Genomic DNA, 24,374 nt, shown 5'->3' with positions numbered 1-24,374 from the left:
CCGGTGAACCTTCTCGATCTCGTCCTGATCGTCCTGGTCGTGATGTTCGCGGTCTCCGGCTACCGCCAGGGGTTCGCGGTGGGGGCTCTGTCGTTCGTCGGTTTCCTCGGCGGCGGTGTGCTCGGCGCCAAGGTGGCGCGCCCCTTCGCCGAGCTCATCGGCCGCGAGGAGGACGGCGCCCTGGTCGGCCTCATCGTCGTGGTGGGCCTGGCCCTCGTCGGGCAGATCGCGGGCACCGCGCTCGGAGCGGCCCTGCGCGGCCGGCTCACCTGGCGGCCCGGCCAGCGGCTGGACGCGGTCGCCGGCGCCGTGCTCTCCGGGGTGTCCGTGCTGCTGGTCGCCTGGCTCGTCGCGACCGCGGTCGACCGCTCGCCGTTCCAGACCCTCGCCCGCGCCGCCCGCGGATCCGAGGTCCTGGGCACCGTCGACACGACGATGCCCGACGACGTCCGCCACACCTTCGCCGACCTGCGCCGGCTCATGGACGACCAGGGCTTTCCCGAGGTGTTCGCCGGCCTGGACGGCGAGCGCATCGTGGCCACCGATCCACCGGACCCTGCGATCGTCAGCGTGGCGGATGTCCAGAACGCCGCGGCGAGCATCCTCAAGGTGCGGGGGCAGGCGCCGTCGTGCGGGAAGCAGGTCGAGGGCACCGGCTTCGTCATCGCGCCCCAGCGGGTGATGACGAACGCGCACGTCGTGGCCGGTGTCACCGAGGCTGTCGTGGAGCTGGACTCCGGGTCGCTGCCGGCCGAGGTGGTGCTGTTCGACCCCGACCGGGATGTGGCCGTCCTGCACGTGCCGGGGCTGCTCCGGCCCCCGCTGCGCTTCCAGTCCGCGCCGCCCGGTGACATGGGCGACTCGGCGGTCGTCGCCGGCTACCCCCAGGACGGGCCATACACCACCGAGCCCGCGCGCATCCGCAACGAGCAGGTCGCGCGGGCGCCGGACATCTACTCCCGCGGCACGGTTCGCCGCGAGATCTACGCGATCCGCGGGCGGGTGCGGCCGGGCAACTCCGGCGGGCCGCTGCTGTCGAGCGCCGGGACGGTCTACGGCGTGGTCTTCGCCGCGGCCACCGACGACGACGACACCGGGTACGTGCTGACTGCCGACGAGGTCAGCGAGCCCGCGCGGCAGGGAGCGCAGGCCCTCGTGCCGGTGAGCACCCAGAGCTGCGACTGAACGAGCCGGGTCACCGACGCCCGTACTCCCGTCCAGGCTCTGGTCGGGCGTCCGGCTCGACGTCCGGCTCAGCCGCCGGCTCGGCGTCCGGTTCGACGTCCGGTGCCGGTTCGGCCGCGTCCTCGGCCATGGGGGCCTGTTCGGGCGCGGTCTCGGCCAGCCAGGTGATCAGGTCGCGGGTGACGGTGTCGGGGTCCTCCTCGTGCGGGAAGTGGCCCAGCCCGTCGTACAACCGCCAGGAGTAGCTGGCAGCCACGTGGCGATCCGAGCCGGCCGCCGTGGACGGCAGGAAACAGCGGTCGAGCCGTCCGTGCAGCTGCAGCGTCGGCACCCGCACGGGCGTCCGGAGCAGCTCGGCGAAACGTGCCCCGTCGGGGCGGAACAGCGAGCGCACGACCCAGCGGTGGTACTCCAGGGAGCTGTGCGCGACTCCGGGGATCCGCATCGCGAGGCGGTAGCGGGCCTCGGTCTCCGGTGTCGGGTAGCCCGGTCCGCCCCAGGAGCGCAGCAGCTCGCCGACGTGCGCCGCCCCGTCGGCGACGAGGCGGCGCTCAGGCCGCCACGGCAGCTGGTAGGCGGCCAGGTGGCGGCTGGCCAGGCCCTGCCCGCGGGGGTCCGCGGCGATCTGGCGCCGGATCCGCAGCGGATGGGGCATGCCGATCACCGCCAGCGCGCGCACCACCCGCGGGCGGCGGACCGCGGTCGTCCAGCCGAGCAGGCCCCCCCAGTCGTGCCCGACGATCACCGCGTCCCGCTCGCCGAGGGCCCGTACCAGGCCGGCGACATCGTCGGCCAGGGTGAACGCGTCGTAGCCTCTGGGCGGCTTGTCGCTGGCGCCGTACCCGCGCAGGTCCGCGGCGACCACCCGGTAGCCGGCCCGCGGGAGGTCCCGGAGTTGGCTGCGCCACGTCCACCAGAACTGCGGGAAGCCATGGAGGAGGAGGACCAGCGGCCCCTCGCCGGCCTCGGCGACGTGCAGGCGGGTCCCGTTGGTCGATACGTCACGGTGGCGCCACGGCCCGTCGACGAGAACCGTGGCGGACTCGGGGGTCGCATCCTCCATCGCTCGCAAGGATGGCAGATCCCGCGGCTGTGCCGACCAGTGGTTGCGCGCGTCACACGGATCGTCGGGACCTCGGCGGCCTGAGTGACCAGAGGGGCCTCCGCGGCTCCGAGGCCTCAGTGGGCGCTGGGGCCGTCGTCCAGGTGCGCCGCCGGCGCCGGTGGCGCTCCGGCGTTTCCCGGCTTCGTGCGCGCCCGCGCCGAGCCGTTGGACCCGTTCGTCGGGTTGCGCAGCCAGGCGATGTCGTCGCGGACGGTCTGGATGGTCCGTTCGGGCGGTGAGAGGCGCTTGAACCTGGTCACGGCGAAGATCGTGAGCAGGCCGGCCGCGGCGAGGTAGAGCACCGCCGTCAACAGGTACGCCCAGAAGCGCTCCAGGCCCGCCCAGGTGAACAGCTCGCCCAGGAACACCGTGCCGGCGATGAACGCGCCCAGGCCCAGACCGGCCGCCGCGACGAGGAACCCGATGCCCAGCCCGGCCGACACCGCCTGGCGCGCGAGCTCCGCCTTGGCGAGCTCGATCTCCTGGCGGATCAGCAACGACATGTCCCGGGTCGCGAGCGCGACCAGCTCCCCCAGCGTCGGTTCCCGCCCCGCTCGCGAACTGTCGGTCGTCATCGGCACACTGGCCCTCCCTCTCGAAGTCGGTCGGCGGACCCCGCGGTCAGATCCGGGACCGATGCCCTCCCGGGAGCGCGCACGGCCGCCGTCACGCGGCCGACCCGTCCGGATGCCCTGCCTGCAGTGTGACCGCTCGTTGCGGACCACGGGGGGCAACAACCCGAAGGAGCGATGTGATCCGGAGGACGATTCGCCCACCTCACGCTTCATGGCACACCTCATGACACACCTGATGGCGGACGACCTGGCGCCTTCCGCCCGCACGGTGGGCCGGTGCCGGCGAACCCAGCCGGGGTAGCGTCTGCGGGGTGACAGCACGTTCGTCGGTATCAGTCGTCGGAACCGACCCACTGAGCCAGGTTGCGGCGATTCCCGGTGTCGACGAGGCCGCGACGGCGGCCCGCGCGGCCGTCGACGCGCTCCTTCGGCATCGCATCCTGCGGCGCCGCAGTGCCGAGGTGACCGCCGAGGCATCGCTGCGGGCGGCCCGCGCCTCGGCCGCGCTGGAGGGCCACGACATCACGCTGGACGCGCTGCGGGCCCGGCTGGGCGAGACCGGCCGCGACAACGACCAGCCCGCGGTCTCGGTCAGCCAGTCGGCCGACCCGTGGGAACGCTCACTCGCCGTGACGCTGGGAGCGGTACGCCTCTACGCGGAGCTGGGCACGCTCTCCCCCGCCTGGGAGCGCGCGCCGCGCCAGGCACTGGCACGCATGCACGTCCTCGCCGGGCGCGGGCTGCTTCCCGACGACGTGCTCGGCCGGCCGCGAACGGACGTCTCATGGTCGCCGACCAGCATCACCGGGGCCGGTGTCACGGACGTCGCGGGATCTCCGCCCGTGCCGGCGATGCCGGCGGCGGAGATGTCTCAGCGCCTGGACGGGCTCACCGCGGTGCTGACCGTGCCGACCAGGGCTCCCGCGATCGTGGTCGCGGCGATCACGCACGGTGAGCTGCTCGCGATCCGTCCCTTCGGCGCGCTCGACGGGATCATCGCCCGGGCCGCCGCGCGCCTCGTCCTGGTCAGCCGCGGCCTGGACCCGAAGGCACTGGTGGCAACGGACGTCGGCCATCTCGAGCTCGACCACGACCGCACCGGCCCGGCGGGAGCGGCCGGCACGGATGCCGCAGTGCCGGGTGTGGATGTGGGTGTCGGCACGGAGCCGGACTACCGTGCCGCGCTCGCCGCGTACGTCGCGGGCGGCGCCGAGGGTGTCGGGGTCTGGGTGCGGCACTGTGCCGGAGCCCTGGAGCTGGCGGCGCGGGAGTCCCTCGCGGTGTGCGAGGCACTCTCCCGGGGCTGAGTACAGGCCCGTTCCCGGCGGGACGCCTGCCGAGGCACGGCCCGCGCGAAACGGTTTTTATAGCACGGCCCGGCCCACCCTGAAGATCCACTCAGACCGGGGGGCACGGCGCATGGTGGCCGCACACAGCCACCCGCGCCGAAGGGACGGGCCCCGCCATGACTCCCGCGAAGCCCCTGACATCAGCAGACGACAACCATCGCCAGCGCCCCCTCGTCGTCACCGACGCGCCCGACCTGCTGGACGACCTGCTCCGGCTCGCGGCCGCGGCGGGAGCGGCCGTCACGGTGGCGCCGACGGCCAGAGCCGCGAGCCGGTACTGGGCGAGCGCGCCGCTCGTCGTCGTGGGCGCCGACCGCGCCGCCGCCTGCGTCGCCGCGGGCCTGCCGGAGCGGTCCGACATCGTGCTCGTCGGCACCGACGTCGACGATCACCGCACCTGGAACCTCGCCCTCCTGATCAACGCCGAACACGTGATCTTCCTACCCGAGGCCGAGACCTGGCTGGTCAACCTGCTCTCGCGCGCGGCTGACGCGGCGCGGCGGCGGTCGCGGACGGTGGGCGTCCTCGGCGGCCGGGGCGGGGTCGGCTCGACGACGCTGGCGGTGGCCCTCGCCCGGGCGGGGCTGCGGCGTGGCGTCCGTTCGGTGTTGCTGGAGGTCGACCCGTTCGGCGGCATCGCGGTGGGCGACGACAAGCCGCCGGCGGACCCGCCCGGGGTCGGCCGGGGCCCGTTCACCACCGCCCCTCGCGGCGCACGCCCGGTGCCGCCGGGTGACCGGTCGCGGCGGCACCGTCCCGGCCCGCCCAGCGGGGCGCACGGACGTCCCGGCGGAGGCACCGCGACCGGCGGGAGCCCACGCGAGGCGCCCATCGCCGACGAGGAGGACGGCTTCCTCGACGGGCTGCTCGCGGGGCCGACCATGACCGGCGGCGACCTGCCGGTGCTTTCCTGGGACCGCGGGGCGATCCCGGTGCTGCCGCCCGCGGCGGTCGGCGCCCTGTTCGCCACGGCGCGCGGGAGCGCCGACCTGATCGTCGCGGACCTCCCCCGCTCGGCCGACCCGGCCGGCGACATCGGCCTGTTCCTCTGCGAGACGGTGCTCGTCGTCGTGACGACGCAGCCGTGGGCGACCGCCGCGGCGGCCCGGGTGATCGCGCACGCCGCTCGCACCTGCTCGGACGTCAGGCTGGTCGTCCGGCTGCCGCCGTCCGGTCCCGGTGGCCGCGGCGAGCTCATGCTGCCCGGTGGGACGGACCTGTCCGGGCGTCCGGCGACGGCCGGAGCGGTCGCGGCCCGGCTGGGCCTCCCCCTGGCCGGGGTGATCCACGACGAGCCCGGGGCGAGCCCCGCCGCGCTCGCCGCCGAGGGCCGGCGGCGGGAGGCGGACGGCGAGGGAGACCGTCCGACCACAGGTCGCACTTCGGGCAAGCCGCGCTCAGATGCCACAGACAGGACCACGAAGCGGGGCATCGTCGACAACGCGGCGACCGGCTCGGAACCCCGACTCGGCGCATCGATCATCGAGTTCAGTGACCTCTTCATCGCGGAACTCGGGTTGGACGGCGGAGCTCGGCGATGAATGGCCGCCAGTCGCTCCCCTCCCCGGGGAACCGCCCGCGCCCGCCCGGCGTTGCTCGCGCCAGTTCCCCTCTCCCCGGAACGGGTGGAGCCGGCGGGACCGGTGGAATCGGTGGGCTCAGCGCGACCAGCGGGATCGACCGAATCGGCCAGATCGGCCAGATCGGTCGATTCGGCGCAATGGCCGGGATGGCGGAGATCGGTGGGATCACCGGCGGCGGTCCCGGCCGAACAGGCGAACGCGAGGCCGCCCCGAGAATCCCCGGCGCATCCGCGGGCGGCGAGCAACGACTCGGGCCACTCAGCGTCCTGCTGCGGGACCCGGAGGTCACCGACATCCTGGTCAACGGCCCCGATCAGGTCTGGATCGAGCGGGCCGGCCGCCTGCGGCACACGGCCGTGCGCTTCCCCGACGACGCCGCCGTCCGCGGGCTCGCCGTGCGGCTCGCCGGCAGTGGCGGCCGGCGCCTGGACACGGCGATGCCGTTCGTCGACGTCCGGCTGCCCGACGGGATCCGGCTGCACGCGGTTCTCTCCCCGCCCGCGCTCGGCGGGACGTGCCTCTCGCTGCGCAGGCCACGGCCCCGGCCGTTCACCCTGGACGAGCTCGCCGCGCTGGGAACGATCGGGCCGTCCGAGGTGATCGTGCTGCGCGCCGTCCTCGCCGCCAGGTTGACTACCGTGATCAGCGGCGGGACGGGCACCGGGAAGAGCACCCTGCTCGCCGCGCTGCTCGACGCCGTCCCCGCGGGCGAACGGATCGTGCTGGTCGAGGACACCGCCGAGCTCGTCCTCGCCCGGGTCAACCTGGTGCGGATGGAGGCTCGCCCGCCCAACATCGAGGGCGCGGGCGAGATCACCCAACGCGAGCTCGTCCGGCAGGCACTCCGGATGCGCCCGGACCGGCTGGTCGTCGGCGAGGTGCGGGGGCCGGAAGTGCTCGACCTCCTGATGGCGATGAATACGGGTCACGAAGGGGGGCTCGGTACGGTTCATGCCAACACAGCCGAGACGGTGCCCGCCCGGTTCGAGGCTCTCGGGGCACTCGCCGGCCTGCCGCGCGCCGCGCTGCACAGCCATCTGGCCGCGGCCGTCCACGTCGCCGTCCACCTCGGTCGCGACGGCGACGGCGCCCGCCGCGTCACCGGCATCGGTGTCGTGCGCCGCGACACGGACGGGATCGTGCGGATCGTGCCCGCGCTTGCCGGCGGAACCGGCCCGGTCCACCGCGACACGCACGGCGACGACCGAGCACGCGGCGATGACCGAGCACGCGGCGACCGGCAGGCCCACGACGACCACCGGTCCCGCGGCGGCCAGCGAGCACGCGGTGACCAGCGGACGTCCGGCGATCAGCGGCCACCCGGTGGCCGGGGAGTCCACGGCGGGCGTCCGTTCGCCGGCGTCGAGCGCGAGGGGCTTCCCATCCTGCGGGCGCTCCTGCGCGACCGCGGGTTCTCGCTGTGGCCCTTCGATCAGGCCACCCCGGTCCGGCGCGGCCCACGGCCGGCCCCGGTCACCGCACCGCCGCCTCGCGCGAGCGCGCCGGAGGCACGATGACCACCGGCGGCCGCGGGCGGCGGGTGGCGACCTCGAGGCTCGCCGGCGGGGCCGCACGGCTGGGCCTGATCGTCGCCGTGACGGCTCTCGCCGGCCCGCTCGCCGGGCTTGCCGTCATCGTCGCCCGGGCGGCGCAGCTCGCCATCCGGCGCGCGGCTGACCAGCGGTACGAGGCGGAGCTGCGCGGCGCGGCCGAGGACGTGCTGGCCGCTCTGTCGACCGAGCTCGATGCCGGCGCGGCCCCCGACGAGGCTCTCCGAACCGCTCTGTACTCGGTCGGGGATCTGCCTACCCGGCCCGGCCGACGGCGACGCGGCGCGGGCCACAGCCACGGCCAGGCAGGCGTGACCGGGCAGGCGGCCGGTGGGGTCGACCTGGCGCGCCTGCGGGAGCTGCTGCCCGGCGCGGAGGACCCCGCGCGCCTGCTGGCCCGGTGCGAGGCTCCCGCGCTGCGCCAGCTCGCGACGGCGTACCGGGTCTGCCGGCTGGCCGGCGTCCGGCTCGCCCCCGTCGCGACCATGCTCGCCGACGCCGCCCGCGCGGATGCCGCCCGGGCCGACGAGCTGGCGTCCGCGCTCGCCGGGCCACGGTCCTCGGGTCGCCTGGTGGCGGGGCTGCCCCTGCTCGGGCTCGCGCTGGGCGCGCTCGTCGGCTCGTCGCCGGTGGAGGTGCTGCTGACCGGATCGGCCGGTCGGGCGTGCCTGACCGCGGGCGTCCTGCTCGACCTCGCGGGACTGCGCTGGCTGCGCCGCATCGCGGACGGCGTGCAGGCTCGGGTGCCGCCGGTCTGCGCCGGGCCGCTGCCCGCCGGCCGGCGCTGGGGCGGTTCGACCTCGCGCGAGTACCGGCGCCGCCTACTGGCCGATCTTCCACTCGCCCTCGACCTCGTGGCCGCGTGCCTGCGGTCGGGCGCGACCACCCAGCACGCGCTGGAGGTCGTCGGCGTGGCGACGGGCGGTGCGGCAGGCTCCCAGCTGAAAGCCGCCGGCCGGGCCATGCGCCGGGGCGTCCCCGTAGACGAGGCATGCGACCGGCTCCTGGCGGCCGGCGGCGCCCCTCGCCCCGATGCGGCCCGGGCCGGAACGGAGGGGCGGGTCGGAACGGGCCGGGCCGGATCCGGCCGCGCCGGCGCGGCCCGCGCGGTGGGGCGGCGTGGGGGCGACCGGCGCGCGGCCGGTCGCCGTGAGGGGCTCAGGCACGAGTCCTCCAGGCACGAGAGCGGCGGACCAGGCAGGGGCCCGACCCGGCACTCGCGCAGGTCGTGGCGAGCCGATCCGCACCGCACGGGGCGCGGATCGAACCGGCGCAGGGAGACCCGTGTGGTGACAGCCACCGCCGCCGCCATCGGCCGGACGGAGTCGTCGGGGGCGAAGCTCGCCGCGACACTGACCAGGATCGGGGACCGCGCCCGACAGGAGGCCCACGCCGCGGCCATCGCCGCCGCACGCCGAGCGGGTGTCCTCGCCGTCGCCCCGCTCGGGCTGTGCTTCCTGCCCGCGTTCCTGCTGCTGGGGGTCGTACCCGTCGTCATCGGCTCGGTGCCGGATCTCGGCCCGGCGTTCGGCCCGACCACTCCACCCACGCCCCAGGGCTGAGGCGCCGTGACCGCGCCGGGAGGACCCGTTCGCGGCCCCTCAGTCGCGGCCGTTCGGTTACAACGCTTTCGTCACGGCCGCCCCCGCATCACGGCGGGCCCTGTGGACGGGAACCCGCCGTCCACAGGAGCTCCTTCGTCGACATGGGGCGGCTGATCCGGCGACACGATCGATGGTGCGCGGGCCGACCCGGCCCGGCTCCCCTTGAACCCGGAGGCAACCATGCTGTTCCTGTACGCGCTGCTCCGCCCGCGGCGCTCCGTGCCCTCGCCGCGGCCACGGCACCAGCGCTGGTACCACTCGCCCCGGTCGAACGCGGGCGTGCCGACGGACGCGGGAATGTCGACGGCCGAATACGCGGTCGGAACGCTGGCCGCCGTCGCTTTCGCGGGGGTCCTCTACGCGGTCATCTCGAGCTCGGCCACCCGCTCATTGATCTCCTCGGTCGTGCAGCGCGCGCTGACGGTCGCGTTCTGACCTCGCCGCGATGCCCGCACCGGTACGGCAGCCACACGCCGACCACGACGACGAGGACGGCGGCCAGGTGACCGCCGAGCTCGCCATGGGCCTGCCGAGTCTCGTGGCGGTCGTGTTCATGCTCGTCTGGATGATCGGCGCGGTGTCGGCGCAGACCCGGTGTGCCGACGCCGCCCGCCTCGGCGCACGGGCCGCCGCCCGCGGCGAGGCGGAGGCCGCCACCCGGGCCTGGGCGCAGCGCGTGGCACCGCCAGGCGCCGCCATCGAGATCACCCGGGCCGAGGGCGCGGTCCGCGTCCGCGTCACCGTGGCGGTGGGTGGCGACGACATCGGCCGCCTGGTGCCGGTGGTCACGGTGGCGGCGGTCGCGGTCGCCGCTGTGGAGGAGGGCCCGGTGGAACACTCTTGAATCGGCTCCCACCGCCCGCGAGGCGGCTCTCGCGCCTGCTTCTCGGAGAAGCCCGCGCCGACCGCGGCTCGGCCACGATCTGGCTGCTCGGCGCCCTTTCCGTCATCGTGCTGGTCGGGTCGGCGGCGCTGGGCCTGATGGTGGCCGGGGCGGCCCGCCAGCGCGCGGCGGCCGCGGCCGACCTCGCCGCACTCGCCGCGGCGTCGGACCGATCGGCCCAGCCCGAGGCGGCCTGTCGCCGGGCCGCGGCGACGGCGTCCGCCAACGCCGGAAGGCTGTCCCGCTGTCAGGTCGAATCCGACAGCATCAGGATCGGTGTGGAGGCCGACCTGCCCGGCCCGCTGCGGGTGCTCGGCCCGGCCCGGGCATGGGCGCGCGCCGGGCCCTGGGAGGGTGGGCCCGGCGCGTATCAGCCGACCGCGCTGGAAGGCGTCAGCCCCACTCGCTCACTTGATGGTCAGGGCGTGCGCACACCAACGGATCGGGCGGTGCGCACGCCCGCGGGTCAGGGGGTGCGCACGCCCGCGGGAGGTGTGGGCGACCCGGACGCCGGCACCGCCCCGGAGACGGGCCCCGGCGCCGTGGGGGCACCAGGGGCGGTCTCGGCCGCCTGCGCCTCGCGCTTCTTGCGCCGCAGGTCGGAAACCCGGGCCACGACGCGGTCCCCCGGATGCGCCGTCGGCACGGGCCGCGCCGGAGCAGCCGGGGAGTCGGTCGTGGCAGCGCGCTCGGCGCGGGCGGACCGACGTCCCGCCGACCGTCCCGACCCCGGCGCGGATTCCGGCGCGGCCACCAGCGTGGGGGCGGTTGCGTTCGCTCGCCCGCCCCCGGCCTGGCCGACCGGAACGGTCACGGCGGCACCCTGTTGGGTCGGTGCGCCAGCGGCCCGCCCCTCTCCGGGCTGGCCCTCCCCGGTCCCACGGCGCCCCATCCGAAGCGGACCGGTGTCGGCCGCCGCGGCAGCCGCCTGGCGACTGGACTGAGCACGCACGACCGGGTCAGGCGCGGTCGTCGGCACGGAGCCGGTCTGTGCGGGCATGGCCGGTGTCGGTACCGCGGATCGGCGCGAGGGCGCGGTTCCAGCGGCCCCACCCGGCATGACGGCGCCGGGGCCACCGGCGGGAACCGGGGCCGGGCCGGAACGAGGCGCCGCCCCCACCGGAGTGGGTCCAGCGGTCGCGGCGGACCCAGTGGTCGCGGCGGACCCAGCTGTCTGGGCGGAGGCGGTGGTCGGGGCGGTCGGGGCCGAGTGCCGGGGTGCCGGGGTGGGCACAGCCCGCGTCATGGCGGCCAGGTCGCGGGCGCGCTGGCGCTCCAGCCGACGCCGGTGCCTGTCCCGGGCGAAGCCCTGCAACGTGATCTGCGTACCGGCCACCACCAACACGCCGGTCGCGAGCCCGAGAACGAACAGCCCCCAGATGTCGAAGGAGAGCGACTGACCCATGATCATTACTTCTGTCTGACCGGAGTTCTCCAGGACGATGTCCGCGGTGAGAACACCCGCCAGAAGCAACAGGACCACACCGACGGTGACCACCGGAACCTCCAGATTTCCTGCTACGTATCGATTGCGCCGCCTTGAAAATCCGACAGAGGGCGGTCTACCCCCGATACGGTCGTCTGCACCCCCGGCCCGCGATCGTGTTCATTCCCGCCGGGGGCTCGGCGGGTCCGCAGGGTCGCCGTCCACCGCTGCCAGCACGGCGTCGAGCAGCCGGACCGCGGCCGCCTTCTCGAGCGGCTCGTTGCCGTTGCCGCACTTCGGCGACTGGACGCAGGACGGGCAGCCGGCCGGGCATTCGCACGCGGCGACGGCATCCCGGGTCGCCCGTAGCCAGTTCGCCACCCGCAGGAAACCGCGTTCGGCGAATCCCGCGCCACCGGCATGGCCGTCGTAGACGAAGACGCTGGTGCGGCCGGTGTCCGGGTGCAGATCGGTGGAGACCCCGCCGATGTCCCACCGGTCGCATGTCGCGAACAGGGGCAGCAGGCCGATCGCCGCATGTTCGGCGGCGTGCACCGCCCCCGGCACGTCGGCGGGTTCGATCTGGGCCGCGGCGAGGAGCTCGTCGGTCACCGTGTACCAGACAGCCCGCGTACGCAGCTGGCGCGGCGGCAGGTCGAGCGGCTCCTGCCCGAGGACCTCCCCGGTTGTCAGCCGGCGCCGTTGGAAGGCGATCACCTGATTGGTGACCTCGACCGTCCCGAGATGGATCTCGACGTCGGCGAACCGCGCGGAGCGGGTGGACTCGACGACCCGGATGTCGGTGTGCTCCCGCGCGACCGTGGTCCAGTCCGGCGTCGCCGCGTCGACGAAGGCCACCGCGTCGTCCAGGTCGAGCTCGTTGACGATGAAGCTGGCGCCCTGGTGCAGGTACACCGCCCCCGCGTGCACCGTCGAGTGCGAGGTCGCCGCGTCGACGGTGCCGAGCAGCCGGCCCGTCGCCGTCTCGACGATCCGCACCGGTGGGCCGCCGACACCACGGATGTCGACGTCCGGGCGGTGCCGCTGGGTCCAGAACCAGCCGGTGGGTCGTCGACGCAGCCGCCCGTGCCGGACGAGGTCGTCGACCGCCGCGCGGGCACCGGGCCCGAACAGCTCCAGGTCGTCCTCGGTCAGCGGTAGTTCGCTGGCGGCGCATTCCAGGTGGGGCATGAGCACGTACGGGTTGTCGGGGTCGAACACGCTGGCCTCGACCGGCCGACCGAAGACGGCCTCCGGATGGTGGACTAGGTAGGTGTCCAGCGGATCGTCCCGCGCGACCAGGACCGCGAGCGCCGCCTGCCCCGTCCGGCCCGCGCGGCCGGCCTGCTGCCACAGCGATGCCAGGGTCCCGGGAAAGCCAGCGATCACCGTGGCGTCGAGTCCGCTGATGTCGACGCCGAGCTCGAGCGCGGACGTGGCGGCCACGCCGAGGAGCTCACCCGTCCGGAGGCGTCCCTCCAGCGAACGGCGTTCCTCGGGCAGGTATCCCGCCCGGTAGGCGGCGACCCGCTCGACCAGTTCGGGGGCGACCTCGCCCAGGCCGCGGCGGGCGGCGGCGGCCACCACCTCAGCGGCCCGGCGGGAACGGACGAACACCAGCGTCCGCACACCCTCGGCGACAAGATCGGCGAGCAGATCAGCGGACTCGGCGGTCGCGGCCCGCCGGACGGGGGCGTCGTTCTCTCCATGTGGCACGGGAGCGCCCGCACCATCCACTCCCGCACCGTCCACGTCCGGGCCACCCACTTCTGTGCCGTCCGCGGGGGTGCTCGGCCGTCCCGCGCGGACGCCGAGCAGCGGCGGCTCGTACAGCGCGAAGTCCATGGGCCCTCGGGGAGACGCGTCGGCGTCGACCACGTCGACGTCCACGCCGGTCAGCCGGGAGGCGGACAGGCCCGGATCAGCCACCGTCGCCGAGGCGAGCACGAACACCGGCCGGGTGCCGTACCGGGCGCAGACCCGCCGCAGGCGCCGCAGGATCTGGGCGACGTGCGCGCCGAACACGCCCCGGTAGCCGTGGCACTCGTCGACGACGACGAACCGGAGACCGCGCAGGAACGGGGCCCAGCGGCGGTGTGCCGGCAGGATCCCGCGATGCAACATGTCCGGGTTGGTGAGGACGAACGTGGCATGCGCGCGCACCCACTCCCGCTCGGGGCCCGGGGTGTCACCGTCATAGGTGGACGCCCGGACACCGGTCAGCATCAGTGAGCGCACCGAACGAAGCTGGTCGTTGGCCAGCGCCTTGGTGGGCGCCAGGTAGATGGCGCGCGAGCTCGGCTCCGCCAGCAGCCGGGTCAGCACGGGCAGCAGGTAGCCCACGGACTTCCCCGAAGCGGTACCGGTGGCCAGCACGACGCCGCGCCCCTCGTGCGCCGCCCGGGCCGCCTCGACCTGGTGGGCCCACGGCTGCTCGATCCCCGCCGCGCGCAGCCGGCTCACGAGCAGCGGGTCGGCCCACTCCGGCCACGCGGCCGGCTGGCCCCGCCGGGCGGGAACGCTCTCGACGTGGGTGATGTTGGCCGCCCGTCGACTGTCCCGGGCGAGTCGGTTCAGGACGGTTCCGACTCGCGCGGGATCGTGCTCGGTGACGGCCGGCGAACCCACGCCCGTCACGATAGGCGGTCGCCCGAGGACGATGTCCGCCCACCATCCACACCACTTGCTCCCGTTACCTGGCCGATCCCTGCCAGGTCACGGTAGGCAACCTGATGACACCCCACACCGGGTCCAACACTAGATCGGCGATAGCATCATCCGAGGTGCGTCGCTTCGGATGAGCGAGGAGCAACACCGGGTCGATTCATCCGTCGGCGGCGCCGAATGCCGGCTCGCCATCTGTGTTGCGGGCCATCGGATTGATCCTCCTCATGGGAGGGTAGTGCCGCCGTGATGTCGGTCGCCCGAGGCGCGGGCGCCGGGAAGAACCACTAGGAGGATCCGTGGATCTGTCCCTCACGACTCGCCAGGAGGGGACCCACACGGTCGTCGTGGTGGGCGGCGAGATCGACGTTTACACCGCCCCCAAGCTTCGCGAGCAGCTCATCGACCTGGTGTCAGCCGGGTCGTACCACCTGGTGGTCGACATGGAGGGGGTGGAGTTCCTCGACTCCACCGGTCTCGGTGTCCTGGTCGGCGGGCTCAAGCGGGTTCGTGCCCACGAGGGCTCGCTGCACCTGGTCTGCACCCAGGAACGTATCCTCAAGATCTTCAGGATCACGGGACTCACCAAGGTCTTCCCCATCCACTCCTCCGTCGAGGAAGCCCTGGCCGCCAGGGACTGATCAGGTCCCGTTCGCGAAAGGCAGGTCCTCGGACGCATGCCCACCGTCGAGTTGCACTTCGCCGCCTTGCCCGGCCATGTCCGTACCGCCCGGATGATCGCGACCGCGGTCAGCAGGCGCGCGGGCGTGCCAGCCGGCGCCGTCGACGAGATCAAGTTGGCGGTTGGTGAGGCGTGCGCCCGAGCCGTCCGGGTCAACCGCCGGAGCAATCCCGAGGCGCTGGTGCACGTGGCGCTGACCGACGCGCCGGAGACGTTCACCGTCATCGTGTCGGACAGTGGCGCCCCGGGAGACGAGGTCGCCCCCGGGCCGGACGGCGGCCTCATCAGCGCGCCTGCCCTGCTGGACCTCGGTGGCGCGGACCTCGGTGGCGCGGCGGCCCTCGGCTCCGCCGCGCTCACCGCGCCGGGCCTCGACAGCGACCCTGACGCCGACCAGCCCTTCCCGCCCGGCCTGGGCCTGGCCCTCATCGAGGGCCTGGTCGACGAGGTCGCCGTCCGGCGCGGCACGGACGGCACGGGCACCGTCGTCGAGATGACCTGGCACACCGGTGAGCCGCCGGCCGATTCCGATCTCGACTCCGCCGCCTACGCGGCACTGGCCGCGGAGATCGCCGGTTCCGCCCGCCGCGAGACCTGACGAGTCGACAGCGAGACCTGGCGAGCCGCAGTGAGACCTGCGGGCCCTGACGCGGCCGAGAAAGGCCCAACGCCTGCTTGACGCCTGACAGCGACTCGGGTGAGTTCCCGACAGTGACCGGGGCCCACCCGAGGTTCGAGCGCGTCCAGCCACACTTCGGGCAGGCCGTCGGCAGCCGAACGGCACGCCGGACTGCGGGCGTCGGCCCGGGCGACACCTCACGGGCCGCGCTACAACAAAAACGGGCGACTCGGCCAGCCACAACCGAAAAACGAGCGCACGTCACAGACGTGCGGATAGACTCCGCCGCATCTCACCGACGGTCGATCGGGGCCGTCGGTGTTTCCCTTGGTGTTCCCCGTGGGGCCTGGCCCCGGGCCACAGGCCAGGGCCACACGAAGGCGTTCACTGCGCGGGCTGGTCGGCAGCGCCGGGTACGGACCGGCACCGCTACCTCACCGGAGTCACGTCCGGCGCCCGCTCGGCGCCCGCCAGAAGGTGGCTCCCGCCCGCTGACCGGTGTCGGTCGCCACCCAGGACGTCGTCGGATGCGACGTGTACGGCTGTGATCGACGAACGGTGCACGGCGGGCGTTCTGTGCCCGACTCGCATCTGCCGCGGCCACAGAGGGCGCACACAGCAGACCGGGAGGAGCCATGTCCCCGATCCACACCCTACAGGCCGAGAACCCCCCTATCGACCTTAGCGGTGGAGCTGTCGGATTGGTCGCCGGTGTGGCGATCGTCGCAGCACTCGCCCTCCTCGTCGCCGCCTACCTGGTGCGCGAGGTACTGGCGGCGAACGCGGGCACTCCGAAAATGATCGAGGTGGGCAGAGCGGTTCAGGAGGGAGCCGCAGCCTACCTCCGCCGGCAGTTCCGGACCCTCGCCGGGTTCGTGATCGTGATCCCGTTCGTCCTGTTGCTCCTACCGGCGGATGACACGGGCGCTCGTGTGGGCCGTTCCGTGTTCTTCGTCGTGGGCGCCGTCTTCTCCGCGCTGGTCGGCTTCGTCGGTATGTCGCTCGCGACCCGGGCCAACACCCGCACCGCGGCGGCGGCGATCGAGAGCGGTGAACGTGCCGCGATGCGGATCGCGTTCCGCACCGGCGGCGTCGTCGGGATGTTCACCGTCGGACTCGGCCTCCTCGGGGCGGCGGTGGTGGTCCTGGCCTTCCGGGACACCGCCCCGCAGGTGCTCGAGGGGTTCGGGTTCGGCGCCGCCCTTCTCGCGATGTTCATGCGAGTCGGCGGCGGGATCTTCACCAAGGCGGCGGATGTCGGAGCGGACCTGGTCGGCAAGGTCGAGCAGGGCATTCCCGAGGACGACCCGCGCAATGCGGCGACGATCGCCGACAACGTCGGCGACAACGTCGGCGACTGCGCCGGGATGGCCGCCGACCTGTTCGAGTCATACGCGGTGACCCTGGTCGCGGCGCTGATTCTCGGGGTCAAGGCGTTCGGCGAGAACGGGCTGGTCTATCCGCTGCTGATCCCGGCGGTCGGCGTGCTCACGGCGATCATCGGGATCTTCGCCGTCTCCCCCAGAGACGGCGACCGCACCGGCATGACCGCGATCAACCGGGGCTTCTTCATCTCCGCCGTGGTCTCCGCGATCGGCGTGGTGATCGTCTCCATGGTCTACCTGCCGGGCAGTTTCGCCGAGTTCCCGGGGCTGGAAGGCAGCACCCAGAGCGGCGATCCGCGGGTGATCGCGATCAGCGCGGTGCTCATCGGCATCGTGCTCGCCGCCGCCATCCAGCTGCTGACCGGCTACTTCACCGAGACGAACCGCCGCCCGGTCCTTGGCGTCGCCGAGGCGTCGACGACCGGGCCGGCGACGAACATCCTGGCCGGAATCGGGGTGGGTCTCGAGTCGGCTGTGTACTCCGCGTTGCTCATAGGCGCGGCTGTGTTCGGCGCGTATCTCCTCGGCTCGGGCAGCGTCACGATCGCCCTGTTCGCGGTGGCGCTTGCCGGAACCGGCCTGCTCACCACGGTCGGTGTCATCGTCTCGATGGACACGTTCGGCCCGGTCAGCGACAACGCCCAGGGCATCGCCGAGATGTCGGCCGGGCCGGAGGGCATCGACGAACGCGCCGGGGCGATCCTGACCTCGCTGGACGCGGTGGGCAACACCACCAAGGCGATCACCAAGGGCATCGCGATCGCCACGGCGGTGCTCGCCGCGACCGCGTTGTTCGGCTCGTTCACCGACACGGTCACGACCGCGCTCGCCGACGCGGGGGCGTCCACGGAGGCCGCCCGGGGCACCGTTGGTGGGCTGAACATCGCCTATCCGGACGCCCTGGTCGGCCTCATCATCGGCGCCGCCGTAGTCTTCCTGTTCTCCGGTTTGGCGATCAACGCGGTCGGCCGCGCCGCCGGCCGGGTCGTGATGGAGGTGCGCAACCAGTTCCGGACCAAGCCGGGAATCATGGAGGGCACAGAGAAGCCCGACTACGGCGCCGTTGTGGACATCTGTACCAGGGACTCGCTGCGCGAGCTTGTGACGCCGGGAACACTCGCCGTGATGGCCCCGATCGCGGTCGGGTTCGGCCTCGGCTACCCGCCGCTGGGCGCGTTCCTCGGCGGGGCGATCGCCGCCGGGGTGCTGATGGCGGTCTTCCTCGCGAACTCGGGCGGCGCCTGGGACAACGCGAAGAAACTCGTGGAGGACGGCAACTACGGCGGCAAGGGCTCCGAGGTGCACGCCGCGACGGTGATCGGGGACACCGTCGGCGACCCGTTCAAGGACACCGCCGGCCCGTCGATCAACCCACTACTCAAGGTGATGAACCTCGTCAGCCTGCTGATCGCTCCGCTGGTCGTGAAGTTCTCGGTGGGCGAGGACGAGAACACGGCCGCCCGCATCGGCATCGCCCTCGCCGCCGTCGTGGTGATCGTCGCGGTCGTCTCGACGTCCAGGCGGCGGGGCTCGTCGGTGGGGGACGGGCCGCCGACGCCCTCGGCACCGCCGACGCGCACCCCGCCGTCGGGCTCGGAGGTGAAGGTCTGACGACGAGATCGGGCGCTGTCGGCGCGTAACCGGCACACCGACCGCGTGATCTGACAGTGTCCCGCAGCGGATGCTGCCCGACGATCTCCGTCCGACGCCGGCCGGATCGCCACCGGTGCCGTGTCGAGGCCTGGTGGACACCCGCCCGTGCGGTCGTGCGCGGCCGGTCGGCCCTTCGCTCGCCGAAGCGATACGGGGCCGCATCCCGCCTGGTAGGCGGGATGCGGCCCCGTTCGTGGTCGCCGGGTCCGGCGGTCCGGCGAGCGTCTCCGGGGCAAAGTGGTGGTCGGGCGGGGTCATCCGGCACGTGATCGTCTGCCGCTGGACCGCCCGGCGTGGACGACGGCACGATGGTGCGGATGCCTGCCGGCGCAACCGCCGAGGGAGTGCCCGCGCGGCCCCCGACGGCGGACGGGGGGAGCCCTCCAGCCACACACCGGCGTACGGTGCTCCCTGCGGCCGATTCCGGCAGCGGGAGATGTCCGGTCGCGCCGGGCCCGTGTCCACGCCCATGGAGCGGGGATCGCCGGCGCGCCGACAACAGCCCCGGGCGGGCATTGGAGCAACTGACAGAGGTAGATCACACGAGGATCACCCGGGCGGCACTGACGTCCCGAGCGGTCCACCGGAGCAGCACGCCGTAACGAGGAGAGAAGTGCCACCGCGCACGAATTCGACGAGCCGGACGACCGCGGGGTCGCCCACGCCGGTCGCCGAGCCCGCCAAGCCCGCGGCAGCGAGCGCCACGGCGGCCAACGCCACGGCAGCGGGCGCCACGGCAGCCAAGGCCGAAGCGGCCGAGACGGCCGAGGCCGGCGCGACCGCAGAGCGCGCTTCGGGCGCCCGCGCCACGGGCGGGCGCCGCCCGGCGCAGGCCACCACGAACGGGAACGGGACCCGTCTGGTGATCGTGGAGTCGCCGGCCAAGGCGAAGACGATCGCGGGCTACCTGGGCCCGGGGTGGCAGGTGGAGTCGAGCATCGGCCACATCCGCGACCTGCCGCGCAGCGCCGCCGACGTGCCGACCGCGCACAAGGGCAAGCCGTGGGCCCGGCTCGGAGTCGACGTCGACAACGGCTTCGAGCCCCTCTACGTCGTCAGCCCGGATAAGAAGGTCCAGGTCAGCAAGCTCAAGTCGCTCGTCAAGGACGCCAGCGAGCTCTACCTGGCGACAGACGAGGACCGCGAGGGCGAGGCGATCGCCTGGCACCTCCTGCAGACCCTGAAGCCGACCGTCCCGGTCAAGCGGATGGTCTTCCACGAGATCACCCCGCAGGCCATCCAGCGTGCGGTCGACAGCCCGCGGGAGATCAACGAGAACCTGGTCAACGCGCAGGAGACCCGGCGGATCCTGGACCGGCTCTACGGCTACGAGGTCTCCCCCGTGCTGTGGAAGAAGGTCATGCCCAAGCTCTCGGCGGGGCGGGTCCAGAGCGTGGCGACCCGTGTCCTCGTCGAGCGGGAGCGGGCGCGGATGCGGTTCCGCACCGCGGAGTACTGGAACATCGAGGGTGTCTTCCAGCAGACAGTCGCGCACGACGGCGCCGCCCTCGACACGACCCCGCTCCCGGCGACCCTCGTCGCCCTGGACGGGCGGCGCCTGGCCAGCGGCCGCGACTTCGCCCCGACCGGCGAGCTGACGTCCGACGGGGTCGCGCTGCTCGACGAGGCCGGCGCCCGCGCGCTGGCCGGCCGGCTCACCGGCGCCGCGTTCGCGGTGCGCTCGGTCGAGACCAAGCCGTACCGGCGCTCGCCCTACCCGCCGTTCATGACCTCCACGCTCCAGCAGGAGGCCGGCCGCAAGCTGCGGTTCTCCAGCCAGCGCACGATGCAGGTCGCGCAGCGCCTCTACGAGAACGGCTACATCACCTACATGCGGACGGACTCGACGAACCTGTCCGAGACCGCCCTGGTCGCCGCCCGGGATCAGGCCCGCACCCTCTACGGCGCCGAGTACGTCCCGGACCGGCCCCGCACCTACGCCAAGAAGGTCAAGAACGCCCAGGAGGCCCACGAGGCGATCCGGCCCGCCGGGGATCACTTCCGGACCCCGGGTGAGGTGCGCTCGGAGCTCGACGGTGACTCGTTCCGCCTGTACGAGCTGATCTGGCAGCGCACGGTGGCCAGCCAGATGGCCGACGCGCGCGGCACCAGCGCCACCATCCGCCTGGGCGCGACCTCCAGCTCCGGGGAGGACGCGGAGTTCTCCGCCTCCGGCAAGGTGATCACCTTCCCCGGGTTCCTGCGCGCGTACGTCGAGGGCGCCGACGACCCGGACGCCGAGCTCGAGGACCGCGAGCGGCGGCTGCCCGACGTCCGGCGGGGGGACCCGCTGGCCACCCGCACGCTCACCCCGCGTGGCCACACGACCAGCCCGCCGCCGCGGTTCACCGAGGCCAGCCTGGTCAAGACGCTGGAGGAGCTGGGGATCGGCCGGCCGTCCACCTACGCGTCGATCATCGGCACGATCCAGGACCGCGGCTACGTGTGGAAGAAGGGGTCCGCGCTGGTCCCGAGCTTCGTCGCGTTCGCGGTGGTCGGGCTGTTGGAGGACCACTTCACCCGGCTCGTGGACTACCAGTTCACGGCCTCGATGGAGGACGACCTCGACGCGATCGCCGCTGGTACGGCCGCGTCCACGGACTGGCTCACCGGGTTCTACTTCGGTCTGCCCGACACGACCGACACCGGAGGTTCCGGAGCGGTCGAGGGCCTCAAGCACCTGGTCGGCGAGCGGCTCGGGGAGATCGACGCCCGCGAGGTCAACTCCATCCCGTTGGGCAAGGCGGACGACGGCGAGCCTGTCGTCGTGCGGGTCGGTCGTTATGGGCCCTATGTCCAGCACGCCGACGGGCGTGCCAGTGTCCCGGACGAGGTCGCTCCCGACGAGCTGACCGTGGAGCGCGCGCTCGAGCTGCTGGCCGCACCCAGCGGCGACCGTCTGCTCGGCACGGACCCGAAGACGGGTGCGTCGATCACCGCGAAGGCCGGCCGCTACGGCCCGTACGTGACGACGGACAGCGAGCCGCCGCAGACCGCGAGCCTGCTGCGCACCATGTCGTTGGAAACCGTGACCCTCGAGGACGCGCTGCGGCTGCTGACGCTCCCCCGCGTCCTCGGCACCGACGCGGAAGGCGCGGAGGTAACCGCCCAGAACGGGCGGTACGGCCCCTATGTGAAGAGGGGCGCCGACAGCCGTTCGCTGGAGTCCGAGGACCAGTTGTTCACGGTGACGCTGGACGAGGCTCTCGCGCTGCTCGCGCAGCCGAAGGCCCGCGGTCGGCGCCAGGCGGCGCAGACGCCGCCGCTGCGTGAGCTCGGGCCCGACCCCGCCACCGAGCGCCCGATGGTCCTGCGCGAGGGCCGGTTCGGCCCGTACGTGACCGACGGCGAGACCAACGCCAGCCTGCGCAAGGGCGACGCGGTCGAGACCATCACGGTCGAGCGTGCCGCCGAGCTCCTCGCGGACCGCCGAGCCCGCGGCACGACCACGCCGCGCCGGACCACGAAGACCACGGCCAAGGCGCCCGCGAAGGCCACAGCCAAGCCCCGGACGGCCGCGAAGACCACCACGAAGGCCAAGACCGCGGGCAAGACGTCGGGCGGCACGGCGAAGTCCGGCTCCCGCGCGTCGAAGTCCGCCGCCAGCGGCGCCGGGGAGACCGGCACCGCCGCGGGCGACGCATCCGGCACCGACAGCGCCACCGGAGCAACGTCCGGTGGCTCGCAGCGGTCGAGCTGATGGATCTGCCCGTCGGCGAGAGCCACGGCAAGCTGGACCAGACACCGCTGCGGGCCGCGCGGGCGGCTCCGCGGGAGCCCGCGGCGGCTCCCGCGGTCAACACCGACCCGCCGAGCGCCAACTCGACGAGCACCGATTCGCCGACCGCTGACCCGCCAGGCACGCACCTGCCAAACACCGAGCCGCCAGGCACTGGGCCGCCGGCTGGTCAGCGGGCCCCGCGTCCGCCACGGATGCGGGTCCGGCGGCCGCTGAGCCGTCATCCGGTCACGACGGTGCCCTCGCCACCGCGTGCGCGTACCACCGGCGGCTCGGACGGCGACCTGCGGGCGGTTCTGCGGATTCCCGAGTTCCGCCGGATGTGGATCCAGCTCAGCCTTTCCAGCCTGGGCGACTGGATGGGCCTGCTGGCGACCACCGCCCTGGTCACCCAGCTGACCGAGAGCTTCTCCGGACAGGCGTTCGCGATCAGCTCCCTGCTGATCGTCCGTCTGCTGCCCGCGCTCGTGCTGGGCCCGCTCGCCGGAGCGATCGCCGACCGCCTCGACCGCCGGATGACCATGGTCATCACCGACGTGATGCGGTTCGGGCTGTTCCTGTCCATCCCGATCGTGGGAACCCTCGGATGGCTACTGATCGCGTCCTTCCTCGTCGAGTGCGTGAGCCTGGTGTGGGCACCGGCCAAGGAGGCCTCGATCCCGCATCTGGTCCCGCGTAACCGGCTCGCGGCGGCCAACACCCTCAGCCTGATAACGACCTACGGCACGGCGCCGCTGGCCGCGGCGATCTTCACGCTGCTCGCCACCGTGTCCCGGGCCCTGGGCCCGTCCATTCACTTCTTCCGCGACTCCTCCCTGGACATCGCGCTGTACTTCAACGCGGCCACGTTCCTCGGGTCGGCGATCGTCATCTGGGGCCTGCGGTCGATCGGCCGCGCGGAACGGCCCGAGCACAGCACGGAGCCGGGCTTCTTCGCCTCGATCACCGAGGGCTGGAAGTTCGTCGGCCAGGACCGCCTCGTCCGCGGGCTGGTCGTCGGAATCCTCGGCGGCTTCGCCGGCGCCGGCTGTGTGGTGGCGCTCGGCAAGCTCTACGTCGAGATCCTCGGCGGTGGCGACTCGGCCTACGGCGTGCTGTTCGGCGCGGTGTTCATCGGCCTCGCCGCCGGAATGGGCGCCGGCCCGAAGCTGCTCGGGGATTACAGCCGTACCCGCCTTTTCGGCGTCTGCGTCACCGCCGCGGGAATCACGCTGGTGGTCGTCGCGATCATCCCGAATCTGGTGATCGCCTGCATTCTGGTCGTGTTCGTCGGCGCCCTCGCCGGCGTCGCCTGGGTGACCGGGTACACCCTGCTGCAGGCCGAGGTCGCCGATGAGCTGCGCGGGCGCACCTTCGCGCTGGTCCAGTCGCTGGTACGGGTCGACCTGCTGGTCGTACTCGCGGCCGCGCCGGCCCTCGTCGGTCTGATCGGTTCGCACCAGGTCCACCTCTGGGGTGACATCAACGTCCGGGCCGACGGTGTCACCGTCGTTCTGCTCGCCGGCGGGCTGCTCGCCGTCGCGGTCGGCCTGTTCTCCTACCGCCAGATGGACGACCACACCGGGGAAGCCGTCCTGCCCGAGCTGTGGAACGCGCTGCGCGGGCGGCGGCCGGGCGCTGCCCGCCGCCGTCATGGCGGGTTGTTCATCACCGTCGAGGGTGCCGCGGGCGCCGGCAAGACGACCCAGCTGGAGCTGTTGCGAAGCTGGCTGTCCTCGAGCGGGCGCGAGGTCGTTCCGGCGTACGAGACTGACGGGACGTCCCTCGGCGCGGGCCTGCGGGACCTGCTGGACGACCCCGCGAACCGGCTGCACGCCCGGACCGAGCTGCTGCTGGACGCGGCCGACCGCGCCGAGCACGTGGCCCGGGTCATCGAACCGGCGCTGGCACGGGGCGCGATCGTGCTCACCGACCGTTACGTGGACTCCGCGATCGCGTGCCAGGCGCTCGGCCAGCGGATCGACAGCGACGAGCTGACGGTGCTGACCCAGTGGGCCAGCCACTCGTTGCTGCCCGACGTGACGATCCTGCTGGACCTGCCTGCGGAGCAGGCGCTGGCCCGAGGCGGGAGTGATCCTCACCTCGGGCGGGAGAGCGAGGGCGACGGCGGCGGACACGATGGCGGTACCGGACGCGGCGGCGGTGCCGGGCACGGCGCGGGGCCGGATCGCTCCGGCACCGACCCGGTCGCGGCCGTGGCCTACCACCGACGGGTCCGCGAGCACTTCCGCCGGCTCGCGGACGAGGATCCGGACCGGCACGTCATCCTGGACGCGACGCTCTCCCCGCAGGAGCTGCACCGGCAGATCCGTGCGGTGATCGCCGGACGCCTGCGCCCGGCGATCACCGGTGACGACCCGCGATGATGATCA

General features: G+C 73.6%; 16 protein-coding genes and 1 pseudogene. 13 read left to right on the top strand and 4 right to left on the bottom strand.

What is annotated here, in order from left to right:
- Window positions 1-3: 3 nt before the first annotated feature.
- Entirely contained in the window at window positions 4-1,185 is a 1,182-nt protein-coding gene (locus MXD62_RS12720; RefSeq protein WP_248829478.1) for a MarP family serine protease, read from the top strand.
- Between the two features lie 10 nt (window positions 1,186-1,195).
- Here the strand turns inward: MXD62_RS12720 and MXD62_RS12715 are convergent, their stop codons facing one another.
- Together MXD62_RS12715 and MXD62_RS12710 are read right to left on the bottom strand one after the other, a co-directional pair.
- The gene (locus MXD62_RS12715; protein WP_248829500.1) at window positions 1,196-2,248 is read right to left on the bottom strand and encodes an alpha/beta fold hydrolase; all 1,053 of its coding nucleotides are present in this window, start codon (window positions 2,246-2,248) and stop codon (window positions 1,196-1,198) included.
- Window positions 2,249-2,364: 116 nt separating this feature from the next.
- The gene (locus MXD62_RS12710; protein WP_248829477.1) at window positions 2,365-2,865 is read right to left on the bottom strand and encodes a phage holin family protein; all 501 of its coding nucleotides are present in this window, start codon (window positions 2,863-2,865) and stop codon (window positions 2,365-2,367) included.
- A gap of 311 nt (window positions 2,866-3,176) precedes the next feature.
- Between MXD62_RS12710 and MXD62_RS12705 the strand changes: the two genes are divergently transcribed.
- The 7 genes and pseudogenes from MXD62_RS12705 to MXD62_RS39720 all read left to right on the top strand — a co-directional run.
- Window positions 3,177-4,172, top strand: coding sequence for a hypothetical protein (locus tag MXD62_RS12705; RefSeq protein ID WP_248829476.1), 996 nt, complete (start codon window positions 3,177-3,179; stop codon window positions 4,170-4,172).
- Between the two features lie 158 nt (window positions 4,173-4,330).
- Window positions 4,331-5,755, top strand: a complete 1,425-nt coding sequence (gene ssd, locus MXD62_RS12700; protein WP_248829475.1) for a septum site-determining protein Ssd — start codon at window positions 4,331-4,333, stop codon at window positions 5,753-5,755.
- Window positions 5,756-5,934: 179 nt separating this feature from the next.
- Window positions 5,935-7,314, top strand: a complete 1,380-nt coding sequence (locus MXD62_RS12695) for a TadA family conjugal transfer-associated ATPase (protein ID WP_248829474.1) — start codon at window positions 5,935-5,937, stop codon at window positions 7,312-7,314.
- Window positions 7,311-8,909: a secretion system protein gene (locus tag MXD62_RS12690; protein ID WP_248829473.1), complete on the top strand. Its 1,599-nt coding sequence runs from the start codon at window positions 7,311-7,313 to the stop codon at window positions 8,907-8,909. Before MXD62_RS12695 ends, MXD62_RS12690 begins: the two co-directional genes overlap by 4 nt.
- Window positions 8,910-9,131: 222 nt before the next feature.
- Window positions 9,132-9,386, top strand: coding sequence for a DUF4244 domain-containing protein (locus MXD62_RS12685; RefSeq protein ID WP_248829472.1), 255 nt, complete (start codon window positions 9,132-9,134; stop codon window positions 9,384-9,386).
- Between the two features lie 10 nt (window positions 9,387-9,396).
- Window positions 9,397-9,795: a TadE family type IV pilus minor pilin gene (locus MXD62_RS12680; protein ID WP_248829471.1), complete on the top strand. Its 399-nt coding sequence runs from the start codon at window positions 9,397-9,399 to the stop codon at window positions 9,793-9,795.
- Window positions 9,792-10,169: pseudogene (locus MXD62_RS39720) on the top strand (Rv3654c family TadE-like protein); the annotation flags it as partial. The gene MXD62_RS12680 and the pseudogene MXD62_RS39720, both read left to right, overlap by 4 nt.
- Window positions 10,170-10,300: 131 nt before the next feature.
- On the opposite strand, the gene MXD62_RS12675 reads toward MXD62_RS39720, so the two are convergent.
- Window positions 10,301-11,332 carry a hypothetical protein gene (locus tag MXD62_RS12675; RefSeq protein WP_248829470.1) on the bottom strand — a complete coding sequence of 344 codons (1,032 nt, stop codon included), beginning with the start codon at window positions 11,330-11,332 and terminating at the stop codon, window positions 10,301-10,303.
- Between the two features lie 108 nt (window positions 11,333-11,440).
- Complete coding sequence (locus tag MXD62_RS12670; RefSeq protein WP_248829469.1) at window positions 11,441-13,888, bottom strand: DEAD/DEAH box helicase; 2,448 nt, start codon at window positions 13,886-13,888, stop codon at window positions 11,441-11,443.
- 335 nt (window positions 13,889-14,223) lie between these two features.
- On the opposite strand from MXD62_RS12670, the gene MXD62_RS12665 reads away from it, so the two are divergent.
- From MXD62_RS12665 to tmk, 5 genes are all read left to right on the top strand, one after another.
- Window positions 14,224-14,565: an STAS domain-containing protein gene (locus MXD62_RS12665; RefSeq protein ID WP_012157755.1), complete on the top strand. Its 342-nt coding sequence runs from the start codon at window positions 14,224-14,226 to the stop codon at window positions 14,563-14,565.
- 36 nt (window positions 14,566-14,601) lie between these two features.
- Window positions 14,602-15,204 (top strand): ATP-binding protein, encoded by a 603-nt coding sequence (locus tag MXD62_RS12660; protein WP_248829468.1) that lies wholly within the window; start codon window positions 14,602-14,604, stop codon window positions 15,202-15,204.
- Window positions 15,205-15,860: 656 nt separating this feature from the next.
- Window positions 15,861-18,221 (top strand): sodium-translocating pyrophosphatase, encoded by a 2,361-nt coding sequence (locus MXD62_RS12655; RefSeq protein WP_248829467.1) that lies wholly within the window; start codon window positions 15,861-15,863, stop codon window positions 18,219-18,221.
- A gap of 655 nt (window positions 18,222-18,876) precedes the next feature.
- Complete coding sequence (gene topA, locus MXD62_RS12650) at window positions 18,877-21,963, top strand: type I DNA topoisomerase (RefSeq protein ID WP_248829466.1); 3,087 nt, start codon at window positions 18,877-18,879, stop codon at window positions 21,961-21,963.
- Window positions 21,963-24,368 carry a dTMP kinase gene (tmk, locus tag MXD62_RS12645; protein WP_248829465.1) on the top strand — a complete coding sequence of 802 codons (2,406 nt, stop codon included), beginning with the start codon at window positions 21,963-21,965 and terminating at the stop codon, window positions 24,366-24,368. Before topA ends, tmk begins: the two co-directional genes overlap by 1 nt.
- Window positions 24,369-24,374 lie beyond the last annotated feature (6 nt).

Source organism: Frankia sp. Mgl5, assembly GCF_023242985.1.
GTDB lineage: Bacteria > Actinomycetota > Actinomycetes > Frankiales > Frankiaceae > Parafrankia > Parafrankia soli.
Note: the sequence above shows the minus strand (reverse complement) of the source record. Positions and strands in the feature narration are given on the sequence as shown.

Excerpts from the sequence above, each read along its gene's own strand:
- MXD62_RS12715 (WP_248829500.1), bottom strand. The coding sequence starts at position 2,248 with ATGGAGGATGCGACCCCCGAGTCCGCCACGGTTCTCGTCGACGGGCCG.
- MXD62_RS12710 (WP_248829477.1), bottom strand. The coding sequence starts at position 2,865 with ATGACGACCGACAGTTCGCGAGCGGGGCGGGAACCGACGCTGGGGGAG.
- ssd (WP_248829475.1), top strand. The coding sequence starts at position 4,331 with ATGACTCCCGCGAAGCCCCTGACATCAGCAGACGACAACCATCGCCAG.
- MXD62_RS12695 (WP_248829474.1), top strand. The coding sequence starts at position 5,935 with ATGGCCGGGATGGCGGAGATCGGTGGGATCACCGGCGGCGGTCCCGGC.
- MXD62_RS12690 (WP_248829473.1), top strand. The coding sequence starts at position 7,311 with ATGACCACCGGCGGCCGCGGGCGGCGGGTGGCGACCTCGAGGCTCGCC.
- MXD62_RS12685 (WP_248829472.1), top strand. The coding sequence starts at position 9,132 with ATGCTGTTCCTGTACGCGCTGCTCCGCCCGCGGCGCTCCGTGCCCTCG.
- MXD62_RS12680 (WP_248829471.1), top strand. The coding sequence starts at position 9,397 with ATGCCCGCACCGGTACGGCAGCCACACGCCGACCACGACGACGAGGAC.
- MXD62_RS12660 (WP_248829468.1), top strand. The coding sequence starts at position 14,602 with ATGCCCACCGTCGAGTTGCACTTCGCCGCCTTGCCCGGCCATGTCCGT.
- MXD62_RS12655 (WP_248829467.1), top strand. The coding sequence starts at position 15,861 with ATGTCCCCGATCCACACCCTACAGGCCGAGAACCCCCCTATCGACCTT.
- tmk (WP_248829465.1), top strand. The coding sequence starts at position 21,963 with ATGGATCTGCCCGTCGGCGAGAGCCACGGCAAGCTGGACCAGACACCG.